The 1,908-nt window shown below is 36.4% G+C and carries 2 protein-coding genes and 1 pseudogene; all 3 read right to left on the minus strand.

Annotation, left to right across the window (positions count from 1 at the left end; genetic code table 11):
- Positions 1–529, minus strand: a pseudogene (locus tag OGM63_RS15370) (ISKra4 family transposase); the annotation flags it as partial.
- 550 nt (positions 530–1,079) lie between these two features.
- Positions 1,080–1,451, minus strand: a complete 372-nt coding sequence (locus OGM63_RS15375; RefSeq protein ID WP_263746461.1) for a transposase — start codon at positions 1,449–1,451, stop codon at positions 1,080–1,082.
- A gap of 33 nt (positions 1,452–1,484) precedes the next feature.
- Positions 1,485–1,796, minus strand: coding sequence for a hypothetical protein (locus OGM63_RS15380; protein ID WP_263746462.1), 312 nt, complete (start codon positions 1,794–1,796; stop codon positions 1,485–1,487).
- Positions 1,797–1,908: the final 112 nt, after the last annotated feature.

Consider the following 1,908-nt stretch of genomic DNA (forward strand, 5'->3'; position numbering starts at 1 on the left):
TGCGACTGTTGCCATCCTTTTAGAGTTTCGTTTTTCACCCTTAGTTAAGCGTTTATCTAATTTTTTGTGACTTGCTTGCGCTCGTTTTTGCGTTTCTGGACGTAAATCTTCTCTACGCATTGTCACAGCTTTTCCATCGGCGCTAATAACTAGTATATCTCCGGTTTGTTTGTTGTCGTTTAATTGAGTTTTTCTGAAAAGTCTATTTTTATAGAACTCATCAAAATCGGAGGCACTTCTATAAGCTAATTCTTCTACTTGACGCTTCGGAATTTGTGCATTTGTTGTTTTCTTAATCGCTTCTACTGTTTCATTAAATCCATTTAAGGCTACTTCCGAGGCAACTCTTTCTCTAAGCCCATAGGAATATTGTTCTACTGGGAGGTTTAGTTCTGCGTCCAGTGGGTTCAAACTTACTATCTTTCTTTGTCCGTAACCAATACGTCTAACTATAACTGTGCCAAAAAAAAATTGTTGTTAATTTTCGCTCTTGTCTTCGCTTATGTGTTCTGTGTTCCCCATCACTACCCGATAAGTCTGCGAATAGTTACCTTTCGCATAGTCAAATATATTCAAATATCAACTATCTACTCAGTTTGAGTTAATATTTACCATTGACAGGCGATTAAACATTTTTTAGGTTTAGCCACAAATCCTGGCACATTGATTAACCTTGGCTGAACTACGCAACCTGATATCCCCTCTTTAAAAGCATTGGGGAATTCTTTTATTAAGATGTTATAACTTCCATTAACATCTGCATTTATTAAGCCGGATTCACATTGATATAAACCACGCTTGATTCTTCTACCGCTTGGTTTCCAATTCTTAGGTTTTTCTCCATAATTAGGAATAAAATCTAAATCTAAGAAGCTCGCAATACTTGTGTAAGACTCTTCTCTCGTATAAACTTTAATTCCTTTTAAAGCAACGAGCGTAAATTAGCATATCCACTAATTTTTTGTAAGGGATAAAAACAAATTTTTGAGTATTCACCCTACCAATATTACAATTGCGCTTCCAGTCAGGATTTAAACCTATCACCAACGTGCTGATTCCTGATAATACGAGTGTTTTAATCAGCAAACTTGATGCTCGATGTAAATACGAATCGAATGGAATTGATTTCTCCTACGAGTCATCAATTCCATTCGATTCGACCAATCGATACCATGCAGCTTTTTGTTAATTGAGCGTAGTTTACTAATGTGTTTGTTGTATCGATTGTTAATCGATTTTATTGGTCTGCCATTAATAAGAATCGGCTGGAAACCGGGCTTATTGGAAGTTACAGTCCCAAGGTTATTTACACCATTATCCATTGCCGAACAGAAACCGGATTCAGATAACTCGACATCCGGTACTGTATAAACTACTTCAATTACATAACATCCAGTCCTTGGAATTATTCTTACACAGTCATAGTTTTCTGCGTGTTTGGAGTGAATCAAGATATTTGTTTTATATAAGTGAATAATCCCTGATTATTTCACCTTTTTATAGGCTCTGGTATGGGGATATTCTACTTGATAACGCCCCTTCGGCGGTTTATAATTTGGTGGTTTTGGTCTACCCGTAAAGGATGATGGATTAATTTTCCATTCCTTTATTGCATTAAAAAAACCCGTCCATTCTGCATTGACTGATTTCATCACTTGTTGAGCTAGAAATGCGGGCAATGTATGGTAACAAGAATAACCTTTCATTAATGCATCGATATTTTGATGCAACTCGGTTTTCCCAAACTTGACTACGCCATGACCATAAAACCAGGATTGACGTTGTATAGAACCCATTTGGGATCTTTTTGGAAAAAGGTTATACTAGACAGCGATCGCCAGCTAATACAACCTTAAATATTGATTTCAAAACAGGAGTGTTGAGAAGAGAAAAAATGCCATATTCAAG

Source organism: Plectonema radiosum NIES-515, assembly GCF_025753815.1.
In the GTDB taxonomy this organism is placed as follows: Bacteria; Cyanobacteriota; Cyanobacteriia; order Cyanobacteriales; family Nostocaceae; genus Hassallia; species Hassallia radiosum_A.